Source organism: Agrococcus terreus (genome assembly GCF_014645235.1).
Lineage (GTDB): Bacteria > Actinomycetota > Actinomycetes > Actinomycetales > Microbacteriaceae > Agrococcus > Agrococcus terreus.
This window is the reverse complement of the sequence record NZ_BMLM01000001.1, coordinates 593,955-615,386: the sequence shown is the minus strand read 5'-3', so window position 1 is coordinate 615,386 and position 21,432 is coordinate 593,955. Positions and strand designations below refer to the sequence as shown.

The window sequence follows — 21,432 nt, the reverse complement described above, 5'->3', positions numbered from 1 at the left end:
GGCATCATGGCGCGCATGAGCGAGCGACGGTGGTCGGACGCGCCGGTGTGCGCGACGTGCGGAGTCGAGCACGCGGAGCCCCTGCCCGAGACGTGCCGCATCTGCGCCGACGAGCGGCAATGGGTGCCGGCGGGTGGGCAGGTCTGGACGAGCCTCGACGAGCTCGCGGCGACCCGCGAGATCCGGTTCGAGGAGCTTGAGCGGGGCCTCTGGGGCCTCACGAGCGATCCTGCGGTCGGCATCGGCCAGCGCGCGATCCTGGTGCCGGGGCACCTGTTGTGGGATCCACTCGGCGTCGTCACCGACGCGGCGATCGAGCGCATCCGGGACCTCGGCGGCGCGCACTGGGTCGTCGCCTCCCACCCGCACATGTACGGCGCGCAGGTCGCGTGGGCCGAGGCGCTCGGCGCCCGCGTGCTCGTCCACGACGCCGACGGCGAGTGGCTGCAACGCGACCACGAGCTCATCGACCGCTGGACCGGCACGCGGCAGCTCGCGGCCGGGCTCGCGCTCCACACCCTCGGCGGCCACTTCCCCGGCGCCGCCGTCGCGATCTGGGCCGAGGGATCGGACGGCCTCGGCTCGATGCTCGCAGGCGACACCATCCAGCCGAAGCCCGACCGGCAGCACGTCGCCTTCATGCGCAGCTACCCGAACGACCTGCCGCTCAGCCATCGCGTCGTGCGCCGCATCGCCGACGCCGCCGCGGCGCTCCGCTACCGCCGCCTGTACGGCAACATCCCCGGGCAGCTCGTCGAGAATGGGCCGGAGGCGGTGGAGCGCTCCGCGGTGCGCCACATCCGGTGGGTGCTCGGCGACTTCGACCACCTCACCTGAGGCCGTCGGGCGCACGAGCCCGCGCAGCGCGGAGGCCCGGCCACGCAGGGCCGGGCCTCGCAGCTCGCGTCAGACGCCGAGCCCGGCGTCCTGCATCGGGTCGGCGTCGCCGCCCTCCGCCGCGGAAGCACCTGAGGGCCCGTCGCCGGTGGGCTCCGAGGGGCGGTCGTCGGCACCCGCCGTCGACGCGTCGGCCGCCTGGCCGTCGGCCGCCTCGTCCTCCTCCGGCTCGAAGGTCGACGGCTCGTCGGTCGTGGTCGCGCCGAGGCCATCGGGGTCGTCGGGGATCGTGCCGTCAGGGCCGAGCCCGCCCGGCTCCTGCGTGCCCTCGGATCCCGTGCCGTCGGATGCCTGGTCGTGCGTGTCGAACTCGCTCATCGTCGTCTCCTCCCCCGCCCGCGGCTCGGGCGGTCCGGCCACCCTAGGCCGCCCGCCGAGGAGCCTCCGGGGCGTCCCCCGGACATCCGCCGAGCACGACGGAGGCCCCCGGCGCGATGCCGGGGGCCTCCGACGGATGCGGGACCGGGCCCGCAGGTCGCGTCAGAGCGACTCGATGACCTCGCGCATGAGGCGGGCGGTCTCGGACGGCGTCTTGCCGACCTTGACGCCGGCGGCCTCGAGGGCCACCTTCTTGGCCTCGGCCGTGCCCGACGAGCCCGACACGATCGCGCCGGCGTGGCCCATCGTCTTGCCCTCGGGAGCGGTGAAGCCCGCGACGTAGCCGACGACCGGCTTCGTGACGTTCGCCTTGATGAAGTCGGCCGCGCGCTCCTCCGCGTCGCCGCCGATCTCGCCGATCATGACGATCGCCTTCGTCTCGGGGTCGGCCTCGAAGGCCTCGAGCGCGTCGATGTGCGTCGTGCCGATGATCGGGTCGCCGCCGATGCCGATGGCGGTCGAGAAGCCGATGTCGCGCAGCTCGAACATCATCTGGTACGTGAGCGTGCCCGACTTCGAGACGAGGCCGATGGGGCCCTTGCCCGTGATATTCGCGGGCGTGATGCCGACGAGCGACTCCTCGGGCGTGATGATGCCGGGGCAGTTCGGGCCGATGATGCGCGTCGTGCCCTTGGCCTTGGCGTGCGCCCAGAACTCGGCCGAGTCCTGCACGGGGATGCCCTCGGTGATGACGACGAGCAGGCCGATGCCCGCATCGACGGCCTCGATGACGGCGTCCTTGGCGAAGGCCGGCGGCACGAAGACGATCGAGACGTCGGCGCCGGTCTCGGCCATCGCCTCGGCGACGGAGCCGAACACGGGGAGCTCGACGGCCGAGCCGTCCTTCGCGGTGTGCGAGACGGTGGTGCCCGCCTTGCGGGCGTTCACGCCGCCCACGACCTGCGTGCCGGCCGCGAGCATGCGGGCGGTGTGCTTCGAGCCCTCGCCGCCGGTGATGCCCTGGACGATGACCTTGCTGTCCTTGTTGAGGTAGATCGACATGTCTCGGTGCTCCCTTACGCCGCAGCCAGCTCGGCGGCCTTCGCCGCGGCCTCGTCCATCGTGTCGACGACCGTCACCAGCGGGTGGCCGGCGTCGGCGAGGATCTGACGACCCTCCTCGACGTTGTTGCCGTCGAGGCGCACGACGAGCGGCTTCGAGGCCTCGTCGCCGAGGATCTCGAGGGCCTTCACGATGCCGTTCGCGACGGCGTCGCACGCGGTGATGCCGCCGAAGACGTTGACGAAGACGCTCTTCACGTCGGCGTCGTTCAGGATGACGTCGAGGCCCGCGGCCATGACCTCGGCCGAGGCGCCGCCGCCGATGTCGAGGAAGTTGGCGGGCTTGACGCCGCCGAACTGCTCGCCGGCGTAGGCGACGACGTCGAGCGTCGACATGACGAGGCCCGCGCCGTTGCCGATGATGCCGACCTGGCCCTCGAGCTTCACGTAGTTGAGGTCGGACTCCTTGGCCTTCGCCTCGAGCGGGTCGGCCGCGGCCTTGTCCTCGAGCCCGGCGTGCGCCTCGTGGCGGAAGCCGGCGTTCTCGTCGAGCGTGATCTTGCCGTCGAGCGCGACGATGTCGCCGGACGCGGTGCGCACGAGCGGGTTCACCTCGACGAGCGTGGCGTCCTCGGCGGCGAAGACGCCGTAGAGCTGCACGAGCACGGGGGCGACCTTCGCGACGAGCTCCTCGGGGAAGCTCGCGGCGCGCACGATCTCCTCGGCTTTCGCCGCGTCGATGCCGACGGCGGGGTCGACCTCGACCTTCGCGAGCGCCTCGGGGCGCTCCTCGGCGAGCTGCTCGATCTCCATGCCGCCCTCGTAGGAGCACATGGCGAGGTAGGAGCGGTTGGCGCGGTCGAGCAGGACGGAGAAGTAGTACTCCTCCTCGATCTGCGCGCCCTCGGCCACCATCACGCGGTGGACGGTGTGGCCCTTGATGTCGAGGCCCAGGATCGCCTCCGCGGCCTCCTTCGCCTCGGCAGGGCTCTTGGCGAGCTTCACGCCGCCGGCCTTGCCTCGTCCGCCGGTCTTGACCTGTGCCTTCACGACCACGACGCCGCCGCCGAGCTCAGCGGCCGCAGCCTCTGCCTGCTCGGGGGTGTCGGCGACGATGCCGCGCAGCACGGGGACGCCGTGCTGCTCGAACAGGTCCCTTGCCTGGTACTCGTAGAGATCCAAAGCGTCATCCAATCGATGTCTTGGGTGGGGATTCGCCGCCGTCCAGCCTAGACCCGCGCACGTGTGCGCCTCGTCCGCTTTCGGCCCTCCGAAGGGCGAAGATTCGGCGTTCTTGCGCGGTTTCGCAGAGCCGCGCCTTGCTTGCGGACGGTGTTCCGCGGCTCGACCATGGTGGAGGAGAGGAAGAACCATGGATCCTGCGATGCAGCGACGGCCGGACCTGCCGCCGCCCATCGAGTCGCTCACGGCGAAGCTGAACTGGCTGCGCGCAGGGGTGCTCGGGGCGAACGACGGCATCGTCTCGACCTCGGCGCTCATGGTCGGCGTCGCGGGCGCGGGCACGGGACCAGCGGGCATCCTCACCGCGGGCGTCGCGGCCCTCGTCGCGGGCGCGTTCTCGATGGCGGTCGGCGAGTACGTCTCCGTCTCGTCGCAGCGCGACAGCGAGCGCGCCGCGATCCGTCGCGAGCAGGCGCTGCTCGACCTCGACCCCGAGGGGCAGGTCGACCAGCTCGCCCACATGTACGAGCTGCGCGGCCTCTCGCCGCGCACGGCGCACCAGGTGGCGGTCGAGCTCACCGAGCACGACGACCTCCGCTCGCACCTCGACGTCGAGTACCGCCTCGACCCCGACGACCTCAACAGCCCGTGGGCGGCGGCGCTCGCGTCGGCGGCGGCCTTCACGGCCGGCTCGCTCGTGCCGCTGCTCGCGGCTGCGCTGTCGCCGAACGCATGGGGTCCATGGCCGATCGTGGTCGCGACGCTCCTCGCGCTCCTGCTCACGGGCGTCGTCTCCGCCCGCATCGGCGGCTCGGGCAAGCGCCTGGGCACGCTCCGCGTCATCGTCGGCGGCACGCTCGCGCTCGCGGCCACTTGGGCGATCGGCGCGCTCATCGGCTCGCCGGTCCACTAGCCGGAGGCGCGCTCCCCGCCGCCGCGCAGGCTGCGCCCGCCGTCCGACTCGGGCGAGGGCAGCTCCGAGACGATCGCGATCGCGACGTCCTGCACGCGCCAGTCGAGGTCGACGACCGACTGCACGGCGCGGTCGACGTCCTCGACCCGCACCTTCGACCGCCGCGGAACGACGAACGCCTGCACGTGGAAGACGTGCCCCTCGTCGCGCACGCGGCTCGCCGCGCGCCGCACCCACGGCTTCCGCCGCAGCGTCGCGTCGATGCGCTCGATGAGCGGCTCGGGCTCGGACTGGTCGACGGTCGTCGCCCGCATGTCCATGAGGTCGAGGATCGCCGCGCGGGTGTTGCGGGCGCCGTCGCGCAGGATGCCCGCGGAGATGAAGGCGGCCGCAGCGCCGTCGAGCCACCAGATGCCCATCCCCACGCCGAGCACGCCGACGATCGAGCCGACGTGCGTGGTCCAGTCGGCCCTCGACATGTCGGCGTCCGCGAGCAGCAGCTTGCTGTGCAGCTGCCTCGCCAGGCGCTGCTTGATGCGCCCGAGCACGATCGGCGGCACGAGGATGAGCAGCATGGTGCCGACCATGAGCCAGCCCAGCCACACCGTCTGCCCGAAGAGCTCGACCGTGCCGATCGACGGATGCTCCTGCCGCAGCAGGCCGCTCACCGCCTCGAAGGCGAGCAGGGCGCCGACGGCGAGCAGCGCGACGCCGGCGACGAGGTGGCCGACGCCCATCGCGCGGTGGTAGCCGTAGGGGTGCTTGCGGGTCGGCGCGCGGCGGATGACGAGCAGCGCCACGAGGAATGCGATCTGCGGCACCGTCGAGAGCATGTCCTCGATCCACGCAGTGCGCATCGCCTGCGAGCCGCCCATGACGGTGCCCACGAGCGTGATCGCGATCGCGATGTAGCCGAGGCTGATCCACTCGACGACGGTCGCGCGCCGCAGCGCCTCCCGCTGCGCGCGCGGGAGGTCGGTGCGGCCGATGCGCCTCACGGGAGCCCTCCGTCGATGTGGCGCTCGAGCGCGGCGAGCAGCGCGTTCTCGCCCATCGGCAGGAGCACGACGAACCGGTCGGTGGAGCCGTCGGGACGAACGACCTCGTCGTGCGGACGGGTGACGGCCGCGCGGTCGGCCCACGGCGTGGCATCCGTGATCCCGCCGACGACGAGGTCGAGCTCACCCGCCTCGAGCGAGCCCACGAGCGCCTCCTCGCCGCCGACCGTCCAGTCGACCTCGGCATCGATCTCGTCGGCGAACGACTCGACGAGCGCCACCTCGTCGCCGCGGAGGCTCCCGTCGTCCTCGAGGATGACGTGCGGGTCGCTGAGGCTCGCGCCGGCCTCGAGCACGCCGCCGCTGACCGTCTCGAGCGTGCCGTCGGGGTCGGCGGGGATCCGCTCGAGCAGCGCGCAGCCGCCGAGCAGCACGGCGGCCGCCGCCGCGGCGACCACCGCCCGCGGCGCTCGCGCACGGGAGAGCACCATGGCCCGGATGCTAGCCCCGTTGTCCCCCACTTCTCCGCGAGGATGCTCCGAGCGGGCCGGGCGCGCCGCCGCCTCAGCGCCGCGCGCTGTACCGCAGCTCGGGCCTGCCGGTGCCGCCGTAGCGCGGCGCGACCTCCGCCCGCCCGTCGACGACGAGCCGCTCGAGGTAGCGGCGGGCGCTGACCCGCGACATGCCGAGCCGCTCCCCCACCTCGGCCGCGCTCGCGGTGTCGTCGAGCTGCTCGAGGAGGGAGGCGACGCGGTCGAGCGTGAGCTGCGAGCTGCCCACGGGCTTCGCGCGGTCGGCCGGCTGCAGCATGGCGTCGACCGCCCGCTGGTCGAGCCGCCGCTCGCCGATCGCCTCGGCCTGCGCGATCTCGGCGCGGATCGCCTCGAGCCGCTCGCGCATCGCCTCGAGCCCGAACGGCTTCACCAGGTAGTGGCGCACGCCGAACGCGCGCGCGGCCCGCACGGTCTCGAGGTCGCGCGCCGCCGTGACCGCGACGACCTCCCCCGCGAAGCCACGGGCGCGCGCCACCCGCAGCACCTCGATCCCGGAGGCGTCGGGCAGGTGCACGTCGAGCAGCACGAGGTCGGGGCGGAGGGCCTCGATGGCCTCGAGCGCGGCGCGACCCGTGCCGACCTCGCCCGCGACGACGAACGCGCCGTGCCGCTCCACGAAGCCGCGCGTGACGATCGCGACCGCCTTGTCGTCCTCGACGACGAGCGCGCGCAGCGGCCTCACCGCTCGGCCCCTGCAGAGGCGGGCGCGGGCACCGGCAGCGTCGCGACGAACCGCGCGCCGCCGAGCGGCGACCGCTCCACGCGCACCTCGCCGCCCAGCCGCTCGACGACTCGGCGGACGAGCGTGAGGCCGTAGCCGCGGGCGAGACCGGAGGCGTGCGCCTTCGTCGAGACCTCGAGGTCGAAGATCGCGGCCCGCTCGGCCTCCGGCACGCCCGCGCCGTCGTCGTCGACCGTCACCTCGACCGCGCGGCCGAGCGGGCCGTCGCGGTCGTCGATCCCCACCTCGACCGCGGAGGCCGCGGCGTCGATCGCGTTGTCGACGAGGTTGCCGAGCACCGTCACCCAGTCGCCGGCGTCGCCCGCGGGCGCGGGGCGCAGCAGCGAGTCCTCGCGCACGGCGAGCTCGACGCCGTGCTCGCGCGCCTGCGCGCGCTTCGCGAGCAGCAGCGCGGCCACCTCGAGCTCGCGCACGCCGGTCGCGTGCTCGTCGGCGAGCGCCCCGCCGGCGCCCGCCCGCGCGAGCACCTGCATCGCGGCCGCCGACTCCCCCAGCTCGATGAGCCCGCCGAGGGTGTGGAGCGTGTTGGCGAACTCGTGCTGCTGCGCGCGCAGGGTCTCGGTCATGCCCTGCGCGCCCGCGAGGTCGCGGAGCGCCGCGTCGAGCTCGGTGCGGTCGCGCAGGATGAGCACCGTGCCCACGGTGCGGCCGTCGACGACCACCGGGTCGGCGCGCGCGACGAGCACGCGCTCGCCCGCGAGCACGAGCTGCTGCTCGCCCGGGTCGGCGAGCAGCGGGTCGACGGCGGCGTCGAGCACGTCGGCGACGGGCACGCCGACGAGGTCGTCGCCCGTGCGCCCGAGCAGCCGCAGCGCGGCATCGTTGCTCAGCGCGATGCGGGCATCCTCGTCGAGCACGACGAGCCCCTCGCCGATGCCGTGCAGCGTCGCGTCGCGGATCTCGAGCATCGCGCGGATCTCGTCGGGCTCGACCCCGTGGATGCGCCGGCGCACGACCGCCGCCGCCCAGGTCGCGAGCACCACGCCGAGCACGGCCGCGACCGCGAGGCACACGCCCAGCACCCAGATGTCGTCGAGCCAGTCGGAGCGCAGCTCCGACTCGAGGATGCCCACCGACACCTGCCCGAGCAGGGTCCCGTCGCCCGCGTAGACGGGCACCTTCGCGCGCCACGAGACGCCGAGCGTGCCCTCCTGCGTGCCGACGAAGCGGTCGCCCGTCTGCGCCGTCGTCGGCTCGGTGGAGGTGCGCTCGCCGATGAGCGCCGGGTTCGGGTGCGAGAAGCGGATGCCGTCGCGGTCGGTGACGACGACGTACGTCATGCCGGAGGCGACGCGGATGGTCTCGGCGATCGGCTGGATGACGCGCGACGGATCCGGGTCGTCGTAGGCGTCGACGACGGACGGCAGCTGCGCGACCGACTCGGCGATGCCGACCATCCGGTCGACGTACGCGTCGCGCAGCGTGCGCTCCTGGATCCACGCGGCCGCCGCGCCCGTGCCGAGGATGACGACGAGCATGATGGCGCTCTGGAGCAGCACCAGCTGGGTGCGAAGCCTCATCGCTCTCCTCACGAGCGCCATGGTAGGCGCGGGCGGCCCGCCGCGGCGCCACGAGGTCGTCCGGGGCTGACCGCAACGACCGAAACGGCCGCAACGACCACAAGCGCGGCCGACGGCGGCGGCGCGGCTACCGTCATCCCACGATCGCGACCCGGCACCGGCGCCGGGCGCTCAAGGAGGAGACGTGCGATCCATGCACCGCAGCACGCGCACCAGCGCCATCGTCCGCATCGGCCTCGCGGGGGCCGCGGCCCTCGCGCTCGCGGCCTGCTCGTCGAACGGCGGCGCCCCCGGCGCCTCGGGCGACGGCGAGGCCGCCGCCATCCAGGCCGTGAACGTCATCGCCCCGGCCGACCCGGGCGGCGGCTGGGACCAGACCGCCCGCGCCGTCAGCGCCGCCCTCACCGAGGACGGCCTCGTCGGCCAGGCACCTGTCGAGAACATCGGCGGCGCCGGCGGCACCGTGGGCCTCGCCTCGCTCGCCACCGAGACCGACGCCAACACCCTCATGGTGATGGGCTCCGTCATGGTCGGCGCCGTCGAGACCAACGCCTCCGACTCGCGCATCGAGGACATGACGCCCATCGCGAAGCTCACCGAGGAGCCGCTCGTCGTCGTCGTCCCCGCCGACTCCGAGTTCCAGAGCCTCCAGGACCTCGTCGACGCCGTCGTCGAGCAGGGGCAGGGCGTGACGATCACCGGCGGCTCCGCCGGCGGCATCGACCACATCCTCGCGGGCCTGCTGCTCACGAACGCGGGCGTCGACGCGGCCGAGGTGCCCTCGACCCTCAACTACGTGCCGAACTCGGGCGGCGGCGAGGCGCTCACGATGCTGCTCGGCGGCACCGTGCAGGCCGGCATCTCGGGCGTCGGCGAGTTCTCGGAGTCGGTGCTCTCGGGCGACCTGCGCGCGCTGGCCGTCTCGAGCGCCGAGCCCGCCGCGGCCCTGCCCGACGTGCCCACGATCCAGGACGAGGGCATCGACCTCGCCGTCACCAACTGGCGCGGCGTCATCGCGCCGGGCGGCATCTCGGACGAGGAGCGCCAGGCCCTCATCGACCTCGTCACCGAGCTGCACGACAGCGAGGCGTGGACGGCCCAGGTCGAGGAGAAGGGCTGGACGGACGCGTTCGTCGCCGGCGACGAGTTCGACGCCTTCCTCACCGACGAGATCGCCACCACGCAGGAGACCCTGCGCACGATCGGACTGATCGAATGACCACGGCGCCGACCGGCGCACCCGAGCAGGGTGCGCCGGCGGCGTCGCGCTCGGCGCGCATCGAGGCCCTCGCCTTCGTCGGCCTCCTCGTCGTGCTGTCGATCGCGATGCTCGTCGTCACCTCGTCCATCCGCGAGCCCGCCGGCTCCACGAACGGCCTCGGCGCGCGCGTCGTCCCCTACGCGGTCTGCGGCCTCATGCTCGTCTCGTCGCTCGTCGTGCTCGTGCAGCAGCTGCGCGGCCGCTTCGGCAGCGCCGACGAGGGCGAGGACGTCGACCTCGAGCACGGCACCGCGTGGCTGCCCACCGGCATCGTCGTGCTCTCGTTCCTCTCTCTCATCATCACCATCCCGATGCTCGGCTGGCCGCTCGGCGTCACGATCCTGTTCGCGGGCGCCGCGCTCGCGCTCGGCGCGAAGCGCTGGTGGGCCGCCGTGCTCGCCGGCCTCGCCATCGGCGTCGTGACGCAGGTCGTGTTCGGCGAGCTGCTCGGGCTCTCGCTGCCGATCACCGGCGCCCTCACCTCCTGGATCGGCCTCTGATGGACACCCTGACGCTCCTGCTCGAGGGCTTCGCCACCGCCCTCCAGCCGATCTACCTGCTGTACGCGCTGCTCGGCGTCATGCTCGGCACCGCCGTGGGCGTGCTGCCCGGCATCGGCCCGGCCATGACCGTCGCGCTGCTGCTGCCCATCACGTACGCGCTCGAGCCGACGGCAGCGTTCATCGTCTTCGCCGGCATCTACTACGGCGGCATGTACGGCGGCTCGACCACGTCGATCCTGCTGAACACGCCCGGCGAGTCCGCGTCGATCGTCACGGCGCTCGAGGGCAACAAGATGGCCCGCGCGGGCCGCGGCGCCGCCGCCCTCGCGACCGCCGCCATCGGATCCTTCGTGGCCGGCACGATCGCGACGGTGCTGCTGACGCTCCTGGCGCCGACGATCGCCCGGCTCGCCGTGGGCCTCGGCCCTGCGGACTACTTCGCGCTCATGGTCATCGCGTTCCTCACGGTCGGCGCCCTGCTCGGCGACAGCCTCTGGCGCGGCATGGTCTCGCTCTCGCTCGGCCTCTTCATCGGCCTCATCGGCGTCGACACCCTCACCGGCCAGTCGCGGTTCACCTTCGGCGTGCCGCAGCTCGGTGACGGCATCGACGTCGTCATCGTCGCCGTCGGCCTCTTCGCCCTCGGCGAGGCGCTGTACGTGGGCTCGCGCCTGCGGAACGGCGAGATCCCGCTCATCCCCATCACGCGCGGCTGGCGCACCTGGATGCGCCGCTCCGACTGGGCGCGCTCGTGGCGCCCGTGGCTGCGCGGCACCGCGATCGGCTTCCCGATCGGCACCATCCCGGCCGGCGGCGCCGACGTCGCGACTTTCCTCTCCTACGCCTCCGAGCGGAGCCTCGCGAAGCCGGAGTACAAGCAGCAGTTCGGGCGCGGCGCCATCGAGGGCGTCGCGGGGCCGGAGGCCGCGAACAACGCGGCCGCGGCGGGCGTGCTCGTGCCGCTGCTGACGCTCGGCATCCCGACGTCGGCGACGGCGGCGATCATCATCAGCGCGTTCCAGTCGTACGGCCTGCAGCCGGGCCCGCGACTGTTCGACACGCAGCCGGCGCTCGTGTGGGCGCTCATCGCGAGCCTCTACATCGGCAACATCCTGCTGCTCGTGCTCAACCTGCCGCTCGTGGGCATGTGGGTGAAGCTGCTGCAGATCCCGCGGCCGTACCTCTACGCGGGCATCCTCGCCTTCGCGGGGCTCGGCGCGTACGCGGCGAACTTCACCGTGTTCGACATCGGCGTCATCCTCGTGCTCGGCGTGCTCGGCTTCTTCATGCGGCGGCAGGGCTTCCCGATCGCGCCGCTCGTGGTGGGCGCGATCCTCGGACCGATGGCCGAGGAGCAGCTGCGGAAGGCGATGCAGATCGGCCAGGGCGACCCGGCGTACCTCGTGCACAGCCCGTTCGCGATCGTCGCCTACGGCCTGATGATCCTCATCGTCGTGCTCGCGCTGTGGCTCAAGCGCCGCCGCGCGCGCTACGAGGCGCAGCTGCCGCCCGTCGACACCGTCGCGATCGCGGCGCTCGACGAGGAGATCGAGTCGCACCAGCCGCACCCGCAGCAGGACCGCGGGCGCCTGTCGACGCAGATCACGCCGATCCAGCGGCGCTCGGCCGACCCGCCCGAGGGTCCGGGGACGGGCTCCGACGGGTAGGGCCGCGGCACGGAGGGGGAGGCGCGAGCCTCCCCCTCCCGCATGTCGGCGGTGCGGCGTAGCGTGCGGGGCACGCGGTCGACGGTGATCGCGACGACGAGAGGTGCCCCATGGACTACCGGATCGAGCTCATCTTCGTGCCCGTGACCGATGCCGACCGCGCGAAGGCCTTCTACGAGGGCCAGCTGGGCTGGCACGTCGACCACGACCAGACCGTGCAGCCCGGACTGCGGTTCGTGCAGGTCACGCCGCCCGGCTCGGCGTGCTCGATCGCGTTCGGCGAGGGGCTGACGGAGGACGAGCCCGGATCGATGCGGAACGTGCAGGTCGTGATCGACGACGCGGATGCGACGCGGGCGGCGCTCGTCGAGGCCGGCGTGGGCGCGAGCGACGTCGACGACCAGGCGTGGGGGCGCTTCGTCACCTTCGCCGACCCCGACGGCAACCGCTGGACCCTGCAGGAGCTCCCCGACTACGGTGCGGCCGCCGCCGACGGCGACTGACCCGCCGTCCCTCCGCTGGTCGAGGAGGCCGCGCCCACAGGGCGCTGCCGTCACGAGACCCCGATGGCCGGGTGGGTCTCGTGACGCGTGCGGCTGCGCCGCGCGCTCCTCGACCAGCGGGTGGCTCCCCCAACGCCGGTCGAGCCGGTCCGCGCGCGCAGCGCGCTGACCGAGTCGAGACCACCAGCACGGCGAACCGCTCGCCACGCCGCGGCTTCGACACGCTCAGCCGACGGCTGGCGCCGGCTCCGCCTCTGCCGCCACGAGCGCGAGCACGCGGCGCGCGGCGAGGTCGGCACCGCGGAGCAGCGGCGACCGCAGCCCCGGGGAGGCGCCGATCGCGCTGCCCGGCTGCGTGCTCGACGCCGGGATGCCGAGCACGAGCACGCGGCGCGACGGCTCGCCCGCGCCGTCGACGAGCGCGAGGCCGTCGCGCTCCCCCGCGCTCGGCGGGACGGCGTCGAGGCTCGCGCTCGCCACCCGGCCGCGCGCGCTGTCGAACGCGTGGATGCGGGCGCGGCCGGAGTCGAGCAGGGCGCGCAGCAGCGGGTCGTCGGTCCCCGGCACCTTGCCCTTCGACATCCGCGCCTCCGCGAGCGCCCGCGCCCGCACCTCGACGCCGCTGATGGGCGAGCGCGCCACGAACATCCCCGCGTCCTCGTCGACGCCGATCGTCGTCTCGGGCCCGATGAGCCGCACGACGCCCGCCTCGACGAGCGCGAGCACCTGCCGCGTGCGCGTCGCCGGAGGCCCGCTCGCGAGGAACAGCCCGTCGGCGTCGAACCAGCCGAGCAGGTCGCGCACCCGTGAGCCGCCCTCGACGACCCCGGTCGCGGCGAGCCGCGCCACGGGGCCGCGGAGCGCCGACATCGCCTGGTTCACCGCCTGCCGGGGGCTCGACGCCGGGCGACCGATGCTGTCGAGCTCGTCCTCGACGAGCGCGGCGACGTGCGCCGCCCATGCCTGCTCCCCCACCGGCACGCCGCCGGTGGGGCGCCGCAGGTCGTCGAGCCGCAGCCGGTGCGGCGCAGCCAGGCGCGCGCCGATCGCCTCGTCGATGGCCCGCTCGGCGGCGTCGCGGGGCGACGGGTCGGCCGGATGCGGCAGCGGCAGCGCCGCGAGCGCCGCCTCCGCCTCCTCCAGCCCGCCGGGCACCGCGCCCGGGTGCCGCGCCTCGATCGCCACGAGCCCCGCGAACGCGAGGTCGCGCGCGACGACCGGCCACACGGCACGGGCGATGTCGACGCTGCCGGGCGAGCGCTCGGCGAGCTCGGCGAACCACTCGGGCGTCGCGAAGCGCGGCCGCAGCGGCGTCGGCCGCTCGTGGGTGAGGTCGGGCTTCGAGCGGTAGGGCACGCCGCGGCGCGAGCCGGCGTGGATGCGGGGCTCGCGGCCGCTCGGCAGGTAGCGCAGCCGCCCGAGCGGATCGCCGTCGACGGGCTCGAAGCGGCCGCCGCGGCCGGCCGTGAGCTCGGCGACGACGTCGAAGAAGTTCGCGCCGAGGCCGCGCACGATGACGTCCTCACCCTCGGGCACCGACGACCAGTCGCGCTCCGCCGGCATGCCGGACGCCACGTAGACGAGTCCGTGCCGCGCGGCGGCGTCGGCGAGCGCCCGCACCTCGGCGTCGGGCCGGGTCTGCACCATGCCCTGCGCGAGCACGGCTGACGCGGCGGCGATGCGACGGCCGTCGGCGAGCACCGCCTCCACGCCCTCCGGCGACTCGTCGAGGTCGACGACCGTGCCGACGACCCGCTCGATGCGCAGCGGGCCGCGGGCCTCGACGCGGGCGAGCTGCTCGCGGTAGTAGACGCCCTGCACGCGGCGCGACGGGAACGATGCGGGCGCGATCTCGCGCGCCTCCTCGAGCACCCACGCGGGTCGCCCGGCGCCGCCCTCGGCGACGACCCGCGCCGCCCAGGCGACGAGCGTCTCGCCGTCGGCGGGCACGTCGTCGAGGCCCGTCGACGCATCCGGGTGGATGGTCGTCGCGGCCGACGTCGTGTTGTTGAGGAACCACGGGGTCTGGTCGGTGCGCCAGGTGGCGCCGGGGCCGACCTCGACGGCGTCGACGATCGCGATCGAGGCCGTGCCGCCCTCGCGCAGCAGCCGCGCCGACAGCCGCTCGGCGAACGACACCGCGCGCGGGCCGCCGCCGACGACGACGGCGTCGAAGGGCTCGGCCCCCGCATCGAACATCGCCTCGGCCACGGATCCGCCCACGGTCAGCGCTGCAGCTCGAGCTCGTGCACGACGGGACGCACCTCGACGTAGCCGTCGCGCTCCTCGACCGTGACGTCGAGCCCGTAGATGTCGGCGAGCGCCGCCTCGTCGAACGCCTCGGCGGGCGTGCCCGCGCGCTGGATGCGGCCGCGGTGCAGCAGCACCGCCTGGTCGCAGAAGCGGCCCGCGTGGTTGAGGTCGTGGATGGCGATGAGCGCCGTGATGCCGTGCGAGCGGGTGATCTGCCGCACGAGCTGCAGCGTCTCGATCTGGTAGCGCAGGTCGAGGGCGCTCGTGGGCTCGTCGAGCAGCAGCACCCGCGTGTCCTGGGCGATCGCCCGCGCGACGAGCACCCGCTGCGCCTGACCGCCGGAGAGCTGCGAGATGCTGCGGCCCTCGAGCTCCTCGAGGCCGAGCAGCCCGATCGCCTCGTCGACCCGCTCCCAGTCGGCGCGGCCGGGCCCGATGCCGAAGTGCGGGGTGCGGCCGAGCAGCACGGCCTCCCGCACCGTGAGGTCGAACGGCACCTCGGCGCTCTGCGGCACGTAGCCGATGAGCCGCGCGTGCGCGCGCCGGCCGAGGCCGAGCACGTCGTCGCCGCGGAAGCGCACGCCGCCGCTCGCGGGGCGGTGCACGCCCGCCACGACCTTCGTGAGCGTCGACTTGCCGGAGCCGTTCGGGCCGAGCAGGGCGCAGAACGTGCCCTCCTGAACCTCGAGGCTCACGCCGTCGAGCACGAGGTGCTTGCCGTAGCTGAAGCGGACGTCGTCGATCACGAGGCTCATCGCAGGGCCGTCTTCCTCGTCAGGATCAGGTTGATGAAGATCGGCGCGCCGATGAACGCGACGACGATGCCGACCGGGATCACGGCGGGCGCCATCACCGTGCGGCCGACGGTGTCGGCGAGCAGCAGCAGGAGGCCGCCGGCGAGCCCGGAGGCGGGCAGCAGGTAGCGGTGGTCGGCGCCGATCACGAGGCGCGCGATGTGGGGGCCGACGAGGCCGACGAAGCCGATGACGCCGCAGAACGAGACGACGACGGAGGCGAGCAGCACCGAGACCACGATGAGGCCGACGCGCAGCGGGCCCACGTTGACGCCGAGGCTCTTCGCCGCGTCGTCGCCCGCGAACGCGATGGCGTTGAGGTCCTTCGCGAACCACAGCACGAGCGGCAGCGAGAGCAGCAGCACGATCCAGACGATCTGCACGTCGCCCCAGTTCGCGTCGTTCACCGAGCCGAACGTCCACCGCACGATCGCCTGCAGGGTGTTCTCGTTGGCCGCGAACTGCAGCGCTGAGGTGAGCGCCTCGAACAGCTGCGTGACCGCGATGCCGAGCAGCAGCAGGGTCGCGACGGCCATCTTCTTCGCCGAGGCGAGGCTCAGCACGAAGGCCGAGACCGCGAGCGCCATGCCCAGCGCGCTGAGGATGATGACCCAGGCGGGCAGCGTCGTGGCGCCGCCGAGCGTGATCGCGAGCGCCGCGCCGAACGCGGCCGCCGGCGAGACGCCGAGCGTGAACGGGCTCACGAGCGGGTTGCGCAGCAGGCCCTGCATGATCGCGCCCGCGACCGAGAGGGCCGCGCCCGCGCCGAAGGCGAGCAGGATGCGCGGCAGCCGCAGCTCGGTGACGATCGAGTAGGCCTGCGAGAAGTCGGGCTGGAGGGTGCCGCCGAAGGTGGCGAGGAGGATCGCGCCCCACACGTCGGCGAGCGTCACGCCCGCGGTGCCGATCGTGACGGCGACGACGATCGCGAGCACGCTCACGACGGCGCCGGCGGCGAGCGCGACGGGCCGCCACGCGCCGGCGCGGCGGGGGCGGTCGTCGCGCGCGGGCGCCGGCCCGCGCCCGGTGGGGGGCGTGCCGGCGTCGCGCTCTGCGAGAGAGGTGGTCATGCTCAGCCCTGGTCGCCCGGTGCGCTGATGTAGCCGTCGACGCCCGCGAAGTCGGTGCCCTGGAACTCCGTCACCCAGCGCTCGAGGTAGGCGTCGGGGTCGACGTCCTCGAAGGCCTCCGGGTGGAGCCAGGTGGCGAGGTAGAGCGCGCCGATCGACTTCGCGATCGCGCTCGTCGCCCAGCCGTTGGCGACGTAGACCTGGTCGTCCTCGACCGCCTGGATCGCCGACCAGCCGGGTCGCGAGGTGAGCTCGTCACGGGTCGCCTCGAACGCCGACGCCTCGGTGGGCGTCGCGGCAGGCTCGTACTCGTGGACGATCACCGCGGGGTCGCGCGTGACGACCTCCGCCGGGTCGACCGTGATCTCCTGCTGCACGTCGCCGCCGCCGGCCTCGGCGAAGACGTTCTCGCCGCCGGCCGCCTCGATGATGGCGTGGAAGCCCGATCCGGGCAGCACCGTCAGGTACGGCTCCGCGGTCTCCCAGTAGACGGGCACGGTGTCGAGGCCCTCGACGCGCTCGGCGACGACCTCCTGGATCTCGTCGGCGAAGGCCTGGAACCCGTCGGCCTCCTGCTCGGCGCCGAAGACCTCGCCGAGGAGGTCGACGGTGTCGTCGAAGACGGCGTAGTCCCAGGCGGTCGCGACGACCACGGGGATGCCGAAGCCCTCGAGCTGCTCGGCGGCCTCCTGCCAGACGGCGTTGCGCGGCAGCACGACGACGTCGGGCTCGAGCGCGGCGACGGCCTCGTAGTTGATCTGGTCGAGGCCTTCGGCGATGACCTCGTCGTCGGTGATCTCGAGGTACGGGAGGCGGTTCAGCGACGAGCGGTCGACGCCGACCACGGTGTCGCCGGCGCCGATGGCGCGCACGAACTCGTTCGCGTAGCTGTTGAGCACGACGGCGCGCTCCACGGGCCCGTCGATCACGACCTCGCGGCCCTGGTCGTCGGTGACGGTGATCTGGGCGGCGGCGGAGGAGCCGGTGGGCTCGGCGGCGACGACGGTGCCGCAGCCGGTGAGCGCGAGGGCTGCGACGGCGACTGCGCCGAGCGCGGCGGCGGGGGCGGAACGGGACATGGGGTGCCTCTCCTGGCGGGGTGGTGCTGGGGTGGAATGGTTGCGGCTCAGGCCTGCGGGAGCGCGGGCTCGCCGAGGCTGAGCATGAGCCGGTTGGCCCAGGCGAAGAACGCGGTGGCCTGCACGAGGTCGGCGACCTCGGCGTCGTCGAGCCCGACGGCGCGCAGGGCCTCGAGGTCGGCGGCGTCGGCGACGGGCACGAGCGCCGAGAGGCGGGCGGCGAAGCGGACGATCGCGGCCCAGCGCGCGTCCTGGCCCTCGGCGAGCGCCTCGACGTCCGAGGCGACCCAATCGGCGTCGCGCGGCAGCTCGATCGCGAGCAGGCGGTCGACGTCGGCGGCGCGCTCGGTGTGGTGCACGGCGCGGCGCGCGTGCACCGAGGCGCAGTAGATGCAGTCGTTCACCTTGCTGGCGACCGCGGCGGCGAGCTCGCGCTCACCCTTGGGCAGGCCGCCCTCGCCCTGGAACACGGCGTTGTCGAGCGCGCTGCGGGCGCGGAGCACGCCCGGCACGCGCGCGAGCAGCCGGAAGTAGACGGAGTTGCGGGTCGCCTTCGCGGCGAACGACGCGGCCTGCGCCTCGGTCAGCTCGACCTCGGGGATCGACGGCACCCACGGCTCCCACTGCAGCACCTCGCGCGTGAACGCGGTGGGAGCGGGCGTGCCGGAGGTCGTGCGATCGGGGCGCGCGTGGGCACGGCCACGGCCGACGGTGGGGCGCTCGAACCCGTCGGCCCGCTCGGGCACGACGCCGGCGAGCAGCTGGGCGCCGTGGGCCGCGCGGATGCGGTAGCTCGTGAGCGCCACCACCTGGCTGATGAGCACGACGTCGTCGGCGGTGACGCCCGCGTGCGGCAGCACGAGCTGGTCGTCGCGGTCGACGAGCGCGGGCGAGACGGTGATGAGGTCGACGTGCTCGACGAGGGCGCGGAGGCGATGGTCCGTCGGCAGGGCATCGCCCAGGAGCGTCGCGGCGACGGGGTCGGCGAGCGCCTCGGCGGCGTGGTGGTCGAGCAGCGCGCGGCTGCCCTGGTGCCGGGCGACGCGCGCGGCGAGCGCGTGGAGCACGGGCGAGGGGATGCGCTGGGGCTCCTCGAAGAGGGCTCGGACGCCGGCGTCGGCCTCGGCGGCAGCCTCCGGACGGTGGCCGGCGATCGGGTCGCTCGGCAGGTCGAGGACGGCGGCGAGGCTGCTCGTGCGCTCCGAGGTCGGCATCATCGTTCCTTCTGTCCGGCAGAGCGACGGATTGTCGCCTCGCACAGCATGCCAGAACCTGGGATGCCGTCAGACATCGTGCGACGTTATGTGACGAGCGCGCCGCGGGCGGGCCAGGCGTCGACGCGGGCGGGATCGGGATGCGAGGCTGGGGGCATGCAGCAGGGCATGCACGACCGCGAGCGGATCCCGCCGGAGCTCGACCCGGAGCTCGAGCGCTTCGACGACGGCCGTCCGCCGCGGACGATGTCGCGGCGGTTCCGGCCGCTCATCATCGTCGTGGCGCTCGTGACGCTCGCGGCGTTCGCCCTGCTCCCGACCTTCTAGACCGCCACCCCTCCGCTGGTCGAGGAGCGCGCGGCCGCAGGCCGCACGCGTCACGAGACCACCGCGCGGCGGACCGCTCGCCGTGCTGTGGTCTCGACTCGGACGGCGCCTCCGGCGCCGTCCGGCTCGACCAGCGGAGGGGGCACCCGCTGGTCGAGGAGCGCGGTCTCGAGACCACCCGCGCCGCTACAGCTTCTCGATCGGCGCGATCTTGATGAGCAGGCGCTTGCGGCCCGCGGCGTCGAACCGCACCTCCGCGATCCGCTTCGCCCCCGCGCCCGACACGGCCTCCACGCGGCCCTCTCCGAAGTCCTTGTGGCGGATGCGGTCGCCCGGCGCGAGCTCCATCGAGGAGTTGTCGCGCACCTCGGTCACCGTGTTCGCGAACGTGCCCTTCGGCCGCCCGGCCGGTAGCGGCTTCGGGTCGCGGTAGCCCGTCACGAACTGCTCGCGCGGCGCATCCGACCACCGGCTGCCCAGCGCGCGCTGCGGGCTCGAGCGCACCGCGGTCGGCGGCGTGCGCCAGTCGATGAGCTCGGCGGGGATCTCCTCGAGGAAGCGGCTGGGCGCCGAGGGGTTGACCTCGCCGAACTGCGCGCGGGTCATGGCGAGCGAGAGGTGCAGGCGCTTCCGGGCGCGCGTGATGCCGACGTAGAACAGGCGCCGCTCCTCGGCGGGGCCGCCCGGCTCCATCGCGGCGATCCGGTGCGGCAGCAGCTCCTCCTCGATGCCGGTGATGAACACCGCGTCGAACTCGAGGCCCTTCGCCGTGTGCAGCGTCATGAGCGAGACCTGGCCGCCGGAGTCGTCGAGCTCGTCGGCGGCGGCGACGAGCGCGGTCTCGGTGAGGAAGTCGATGAGGTTCGCGCTCGGGTTCTGGCGCCGGTGCTCGCGCGCGACGGCCACGAGCTCCTCGACGTTCTCGAGCCGCGCGGCGTCCTGCGGATCGGGCGAGCGGCGCAGCTGGTCGGTGTAGCCGGAGCGGCTCATGAGCTCGCGCAGCACCTCGCCCGGGTCGGCCTCGGGCTTCGCCGTCCACTCGTCCAGGAGCGCCGCGAGGTCGGTGATCGCCGTCGCGACCTTCGGGCCGAGCGCGATCTCGCCCACGCGCCGCATCGCATCCCGGAGCGAGACGCCCTGCTCGTCGGCGAACGCCTGCAGCGCCGCCTCGGTCGCGGGCCCGATGCCGCGCCGCGGCACGTTCATGATGCGGCGCAGGCTCAGGCTGTCGTCGGGGTTGGCGACCGTGATGAGGTACGCCATGGCGTCCTTGATCTCGGCCCGCTCGTAGAACTTCGTGCCGCCGATCACGCGGTACGGGATCGCCGAGCGGATGAGCACCTCCTCGAGCGCGCGCGTCTGCGCGTTCGTGCGGTAGAACACCGCGACGTCGCTGTAGGCCATGCCGCCGGAGGTGAGCTCGACGATCTCGTCGGCGACGAACTGCGCCTCGTCGTGGCCGGAGTAGCCGGTGAAGCCGACGATGCGGTCACCGTCGCCCGAATCCGTCCAGAGCCGCTTCTCGCGGCGGTCGAAGTTGTTGCCGATCACCGCGTTCGCCGCCGAGAGGATCGTCTGCGTCGAGCGGTAGTTCTGCTCGAGCAGGATCACGCGGGCGCCGGGGAAGTCGCGCTCGAACTCGGTGATGTTGCGGATGTCGGCGCCGCGGAACGCGTAGATCGACTGGTCGGAGTCGCCGACGACGGTGAGCGAGGCGCCCTCGAGGTCGCCGCGCAGGTCGGGCAGCTCGCCGCGCGTCACGGGCCGCGTGAGCTCGCGGATGAGCGCGTACTGCGCCGCGTTCGTGTCCTGGTACTCGTCGACGAGGATGTGCCGGAAGCGCTTGCGGTACTGCGCGGCGACCTGCGGGAAGGCGCGCAGCAGGAAGACGGTCTGCGAGATGAGGTCGTCGAAGTCGAAGGCGTTCGCGCGCTGCTTCTGGCTCTCGTAGTCGCGCCACAGCTCGAGGAACGCGGCGTCGAGCGGGTTCTCGAGGTTGGCGGTGCGCGCCCACGAGTCGACGTCGTGCAGCTCGTTCTTGGCCTTCGAGATGCGGGCGCTCACGCCGCCGGGCGTGAGGCCCTGGATGTCGGCGCCGCGCTCCTTGATGAGGCGCTTGATGAGCGCGCGCACGTCGCCCGAGTCGTAGATCGTGAACGTCTGCTTGAAGCCGAACGCCTCCGCCTCGCGCCGCAGGATGCGCACGCACGCCGAGTGGAACGTCGAGATCCACATGCCGCGCGACTCCTCGCCGACGAGGTGCTCGACGCGCTCGCGCATCTCGCCGGCGGCCTTGTTCGTGAAGGTGATCGCGAGGATCTGGCTCGGCCACGCCTCGCGGGTGGCGAGGAGGCCGGCGATGCGGTGCGTGAGCACGCGGGTCTTGCCGGAGCCGGCGCCGGCGACAATGAGGAGGGCGGGGCCGCGGTGCTCGACGGCCTCGCGCTGCGGCGGGTTCATGCCGGCGAGCAGGTGCTCGGGGATGGTGTCGCCGCGCGGCCCGATGGGCGTCGGTCGCTGCACGTCGCCGAAGCCTTCGTCGCCCAGTCCCCAGAGATCGCTCACTGGATCGATCC

Annotated in this window: 20 protein-coding genes; 7 read left to right on the top strand and 13 right to left on the bottom strand. The window is 73.8% G+C overall.

Translation table 11 applies throughout. From position 1 onward, the window contains the following. Positions 1–15: 15 nt before the first annotated feature. A complete protein-coding gene (locus tag IEW90_RS03070) occupies positions 16–837 on the top strand; it encodes an MBL fold metallo-hydrolase (protein WP_188715916.1) in 822 nt (273 codons plus the stop codon). Between the two features lie 69 nt (positions 838–906). Here the strand turns inward: IEW90_RS03070 and IEW90_RS03065 are convergent, their stop codons facing one another. The 3 genes from IEW90_RS03065 to sucC all read right to left on the bottom strand — a co-directional run bounded on the left by IEW90_RS03065 (position 907) and on the right by sucC (position 3,458). Further along, positions 907–1,215, bottom strand: a complete 309-nt coding sequence (locus IEW90_RS03065) for a hypothetical protein (protein ID WP_188718117.1) — start codon at positions 1,213–1,215, stop codon at positions 907–909. Between the two features lie 162 nt (positions 1,216–1,377). After that, positions 1,378–2,277, bottom strand: coding sequence for a succinate--CoA ligase subunit alpha (gene sucD / locus IEW90_RS03060; RefSeq protein WP_188715914.1), 900 nt, complete (start codon positions 2,275–2,277; stop codon positions 1,378–1,380). Positions 2,278–2,291: 14 nt separating this feature from the next. Further along, positions 2,292–3,458 carry an ADP-forming succinate--CoA ligase subunit beta gene (gene sucC, locus IEW90_RS03055; protein ID WP_188715911.1) on the bottom strand — a complete coding sequence of 389 codons (1,167 nt, stop codon included), beginning with the start codon at positions 3,456–3,458 and terminating at the stop codon, positions 2,292–2,294. 202 nt (positions 3,459–3,660) lie between these two features. Between sucC and IEW90_RS03050 the strand changes: the two genes are divergently transcribed. Beyond that, a complete protein-coding gene (locus IEW90_RS03050) occupies positions 3,661–4,371 on the top strand; it encodes a VIT1/CCC1 transporter family protein (RefSeq protein WP_188715909.1) in 711 nt (236 codons plus the stop codon). On the opposite strand, the gene IEW90_RS03045 is transcribed toward IEW90_RS03050, so the two are convergent. The 4 genes from IEW90_RS03045 to IEW90_RS03030 form a co-directional block, all read right to left on the bottom strand. Continuing rightward, a complete protein-coding gene (locus IEW90_RS03045; protein WP_188715908.1) occupies positions 4,368–5,369 on the bottom strand; it encodes a cation diffusion facilitator family transporter in 1,002 nt (333 codons plus the stop codon). The two genes, IEW90_RS03050 and IEW90_RS03045, sit on opposite strands and share 4 nt — an antisense overlap. Then, positions 5,366–5,860, bottom strand: coding sequence for a transporter substrate-binding domain-containing protein (locus IEW90_RS03040; RefSeq protein ID WP_188715906.1), 495 nt, complete (start codon positions 5,858–5,860; stop codon positions 5,366–5,368). Before IEW90_RS03040 ends, IEW90_RS03045 begins: the two co-directional genes overlap by 4 nt. Before the next feature lie 73 nt (positions 5,861–5,933). Then, complete coding sequence (locus IEW90_RS03035; RefSeq protein WP_188715903.1) at positions 5,934–6,605, bottom strand: response regulator; 672 nt, start codon at positions 6,603–6,605, stop codon at positions 5,934–5,936. After that, entirely contained in the window at positions 6,602–8,185 is a 1,584-nt protein-coding gene (locus IEW90_RS03030; RefSeq protein WP_229679466.1) for an ATP-binding protein, read from the bottom strand. The genes IEW90_RS03035 and IEW90_RS03030 overlap by 4 nt, the downstream gene beginning before the upstream one ends. Positions 8,186–8,378: 193 nt before the next feature. Here IEW90_RS03030 and IEW90_RS03025 point away from each other — a divergent pair, with 193 nt between their 5' ends. From IEW90_RS03025 to IEW90_RS03010, 4 genes are all read left to right on the top strand, one after another. Continuing rightward, entirely contained in the window at positions 8,379–9,404 is a 1,026-nt protein-coding gene (locus tag IEW90_RS03025) for a Bug family tripartite tricarboxylate transporter substrate binding protein (protein ID WP_188718006.1), read from the top strand. After that, complete coding sequence (locus tag IEW90_RS03020) at positions 9,401–9,946, top strand: tripartite tricarboxylate transporter TctB family protein (RefSeq protein WP_188715898.1); 546 nt, start codon at positions 9,401–9,403, stop codon at positions 9,944–9,946. Before IEW90_RS03025 ends, IEW90_RS03020 begins: the two co-directional genes overlap by 4 nt. Continuing rightward, positions 9,946–11,616 carry a tripartite tricarboxylate transporter permease gene (locus tag IEW90_RS03015; RefSeq protein ID WP_188715895.1) on the top strand — a complete coding sequence of 557 codons (1,671 nt, stop codon included), beginning with the start codon at positions 9,946–9,948 and terminating at the stop codon, positions 11,614–11,616. Before IEW90_RS03020 ends, IEW90_RS03015 begins: the two co-directional genes overlap by 1 nt. Before the next feature lie 110 nt (positions 11,617–11,726). Beyond that, positions 11,727–12,119, top strand: a complete 393-nt coding sequence (locus tag IEW90_RS03010) for a VOC family protein (protein WP_188715892.1) — start codon at positions 11,727–11,729, stop codon at positions 12,117–12,119. A 225-nt stretch (positions 12,120–12,344) separates the two neighbouring features. Here the strand turns inward: IEW90_RS03010 and IEW90_RS03005 are convergent, their stop codons facing one another. Genes IEW90_RS03005 through IEW90_RS02985 form a run of 5 tightly spaced genes read right to left on the bottom strand, consistent with a single transcriptional unit; the run spans position 12,345 to position 18,529 of the window. Beyond that, entirely contained in the window at positions 12,345–14,330 is a 1,986-nt protein-coding gene (locus IEW90_RS03005) for an FAD/NAD(P)-binding protein (RefSeq protein ID WP_229679465.1), read from the bottom strand. Positions 14,331–14,344: 14 nt separating this feature from the next. Then, positions 14,345–15,127 carry an ABC transporter ATP-binding protein gene (locus IEW90_RS03000; RefSeq protein ID WP_188715890.1) on the bottom strand — a complete coding sequence of 261 codons (783 nt, stop codon included), beginning with the start codon at positions 15,125–15,127 and terminating at the stop codon, positions 14,345–14,347. Further along, positions 15,124–16,236, bottom strand: a complete 1,113-nt coding sequence (locus tag IEW90_RS02995) for a FecCD family ABC transporter permease (RefSeq protein ID WP_188715888.1) — start codon at positions 16,234–16,236, stop codon at positions 15,124–15,126. Before IEW90_RS02995 ends, IEW90_RS03000 begins: the two co-directional genes overlap by 4 nt. A 2-nt stretch (positions 16,237–16,238) precedes the next feature. Beyond that, a complete protein-coding gene (locus IEW90_RS02990; protein WP_188715886.1) occupies positions 16,239–17,315 on the bottom strand; it encodes an ABC transporter substrate-binding protein in 1,077 nt (358 codons plus the stop codon). A 47-nt stretch (positions 17,316–17,362) separates the two neighbouring features. Then, complete coding sequence (locus IEW90_RS02985) at positions 17,363–18,529, bottom strand: peroxidase-related enzyme (RefSeq protein ID WP_188715884.1); 1,167 nt, start codon at positions 18,527–18,529, stop codon at positions 17,363–17,365. Positions 18,530–18,685: 156 nt separating this feature from the next. Here IEW90_RS02985 and IEW90_RS02980 point away from each other — a divergent pair, with 156 nt between their 5' ends. Continuing rightward, positions 18,686–18,856, top strand: coding sequence for a hypothetical protein (locus tag IEW90_RS02980; RefSeq protein ID WP_188715881.1), 171 nt, complete (start codon positions 18,686–18,688; stop codon positions 18,854–18,856). A 186-nt stretch (positions 18,857–19,042) separates the two neighbouring features. Here IEW90_RS02980 and IEW90_RS02975 read toward each other — a convergent pair whose 3' ends face one another. Beyond that, the gene (locus IEW90_RS02975; protein WP_229679598.1) at positions 19,043–21,379 is read right to left on the bottom strand and encodes an ATP-dependent helicase; all 2,337 of its coding nucleotides are present in this window, start codon (positions 21,377–21,379) and stop codon (positions 19,043–19,045) included. Positions 21,380–21,432: the final 53 nt, after the last annotated feature.